Annotated in this window: 3 protein-coding genes and 1 pseudogene; 2 read left to right on the plus strand and 2 right to left on the minus strand. The window is 74.1% G+C overall.

Annotation, left to right across the window (positions count from 1 at the left end; translation table 11 throughout):
• Together AB0M20_RS38415 and AB0M20_RS38420 are read left to right on the plus strand one after the other, a co-directional pair.
• Positions 1-884 (plus strand): RICIN domain-containing protein (locus tag AB0M20_RS38415; protein ID WP_364305828.1); only part of this gene is annotated, 884 nt, incomplete at its 5' end.
• A 34-nt stretch (positions 885-918) separates the two neighbouring features.
• Complete coding sequence (locus tag AB0M20_RS38420) at positions 919-1,077, plus strand: hypothetical protein (protein ID WP_364305830.1); 159 nt, start codon at positions 919-921, stop codon at positions 1,075-1,077.
• On the opposite strand, the gene AB0M20_RS38425 is transcribed toward AB0M20_RS38420, so the two are convergent.
• Together AB0M20_RS38425 and AB0M20_RS38430 are read right to left on the minus strand one after the other, a co-directional pair.
• On the minus strand, positions 1,058-2,086 hold the full coding sequence (locus AB0M20_RS38425) for an adenosine deaminase (protein WP_364305832.1): 1,029 nt from the start codon (positions 2,084-2,086) through the stop codon (positions 1,058-1,060). The genes AB0M20_RS38420 and AB0M20_RS38425 overlap by 20 nt on opposite strands.
• A 10-nt stretch (positions 2,087-2,096) precedes the next feature.
• A pseudogene (locus tag AB0M20_RS38430) lies at positions 2,097-2,412 on the minus strand (trans-aconitate 2-methyltransferase); the annotation flags it as partial.

The raw sequence follows: 2,412 nt of genomic DNA on the forward strand, positions 1-2,412 counted from the left end.
GAGACGCGCCCGACGACAGCGGTGACGGGATCGGTAGCGGCGACGGGACCGGCAGCGGCGACGGCCCGGTCATCCCGCCGGTCGAGCTGCCCTCCGGCGAGCCCACGCCTCCGCCCGCCGCCGAGGAGCCGGCCACCGAGGAGCCGGCCCGCGACGCGGCGCAGGAGCCGGCCACCGACGCCGGCGTGCCGGTGCGGGAGGAGGCCGCCGCGCCCGTCCAGGCGGTGCTGGAGGTCCGCGAGCCGTCCAGCCACTCCGTCCGGCTCACCTGGAGCTCCGCGGGCCGCGGCACACGCTACGAGGTCACTGTCGACGGCGTGCCGATCGCCACCACGGTCGCCACCCGGGCCCGGCTGATCGGCCTGCGCCCGGACACGAAATACGTGGTCACCCTCCGCAACGCGAAGGCGAAGTACCTGGCCAAGGGCACCGCCGAGACGCTGCCCGCGGCCCGGCCGGCGCAGAACACCTGGTTCGTCCTGGAGAACGCGCTGACCGGGGGCGCCGCGGACCTCTACGCCGCACGGTCCGCGAGCGGCACGGCGATCACGCTGGCCGGCTCCGACGGTGACGCGCAACAGCAGTGGAAGCTGGTCCCGGCCGGTGGCGGCGCGTTCTCGCTGCGGTCGCGGGCGACCGGCAAGTGCGCCGTCCCGCTGGACGGCAACACGGTGGCCGGGACCCCGCTGGTGCAGGGCGAGTGCGTGGGCGGGGACGCGAACACGTGGATCCTGCGGCTGTCCGGTTACGGCTTCACGCTGCGTTCCACGGACGGCGACCTGGTCGTCGGCGTGGGCGCGCAACGCTTCGGCGCCCACCGCCTCCTGGTCCTGCAGAACCCCGACGGGTCACGGCACCAGAGCTGGACCGCCGTCCCCGGATGATCCCGGTGGCCGGCCGGGAGAAGGGAACCACCGCATGACGAAGATCGACGTCGACGAGGGATTCGATCCGATGCTCGACGAGGAACCGCCACGGTCGTCGCTGCGCCGGCTCGTCCGCTGGGCCGTCATGGTCAGCGTGGCGACGGTGGGCATCATGGCCGTGCTGACCATCCTCATGCCTGAACCGGTGTAGCCGCGTAGGCGTCGATCTCGGCGAGCACCGCCGCACGCCCGGCCGGCGCCTGGAAGGACGCCCGCGCCGCCGCCCGGGCCAGCTCGGCCACCCCGGCCTCGTCCAGGTCGAGCAGCCGCGCGGCGACCGCGTACTCCTGCTCGATCGTGGTCCCGAACATCGGCGGGTCGTCGGAGTTGATCGTCACCGGCACGCCCGCGCCGACCAGCGTGGCGAGGGGATGCTCGTCGAGGCTCGCGACCGCCCGGGTGCGCACGTTGGAGGTCGGGCACACCTCGAGCGGGATGCCGTGCTCGGCCAGGTACGCCATCAACTCGGGATCTTGCGCCGCCGCGATGCCGTGCCCGATCCGCTCGGCGCCCAGCTCCCGCACCGCGTCCCAGATGGTCTCCGGCCCGGTGGTCTCACCGGCGTGCGGGACGCTGTGCAGGCCGGCGGCCCGCGCCCGGTCGAAATACGGCTTGAACTGCGGCCGTGGCACCCCGATCTCAGGCCCGCCCAGGCCGAAGCTGACCAGCCCCTCCGGCCGCTCCGTCAAGGCGATGCGCAGCGTCTCCTCGGCGGCCGGCAGCCCGGCCTCGCCCGGGATGTCGAAGCACCAGCGCAGCTCGAGGCCGAAGTCCCGCGCGGCGCTCACGCGCGCGTCCTCGATCGCCGCGCAGAACGCCGGCGCCGCGATCCCGCGCCGCACGTGTGAGTACGGCGTGACGGTCAGCTCGGCGTACCGCACCTGGCCACGGGCCAGCTCGCGGGCGATCTCGTAGGTCAGCGTCCGCACGTCCTCGTCGTCGCGGATCAGGTCGACGACGCTCAGGTAGATCTCGACGAAGTGGGCGAAGTCGCGGAACGCGAAGAAGTCGGCCAGCGCGGCCGGGTCGGCCGGCACCGGCGTCGAACCCTCGTGCCGGGCGGCCAGCTCGGCCACGATCCGCGGCGACGCGGACCCGACATGGTGGACGTGCAGCTCGGCCTTGGGCAGGCCCGCGATGAACGAGGTCAGATCTCTCACGGCAGAAACCCTACGTCCGGGCCACGACGAAGACGCGGCGGAAGGGGAAGGCCACCCGGCCGTCGCGGATCGGGTACGCGTCGGCCAGCCGGGCCGCCAGCTCGGTGCGGAGGTCGTGCCAGGCCGTGTCGTCGAGGACCGCGCGGACCGGCCGCAACGCGGTGCCCTCCATCCAGCGCAACACCGGGTGCTCGGCGCCGTCGGCGGGCAGCAGATGCAGATAGGTGGTCTCCCACGCGTTCGCGGTCCCGAAGATCTCCGCATACCCCTCGGGATCCTCGACCGGCGCCTCGCGCAGCACCGCCGCGGCCGGGGTGCCGGCCGCG

It is taken from the genome of Actinoplanes sp. NPDC051633 (assembly GCF_040681735.1).
Lineage (GTDB): Bacteria > Actinomycetota > Actinomycetes > Mycobacteriales > Micromonosporaceae > Actinoplanes.

Excerpts from the sequence above, each read along its gene's own strand:
- AB0M20_RS38420 (WP_364305830.1), top strand. The coding sequence starts at position 919 with ATGACGAAGATCGACGTCGACGAGGGATTCGATCCGATGCTCGACGAG.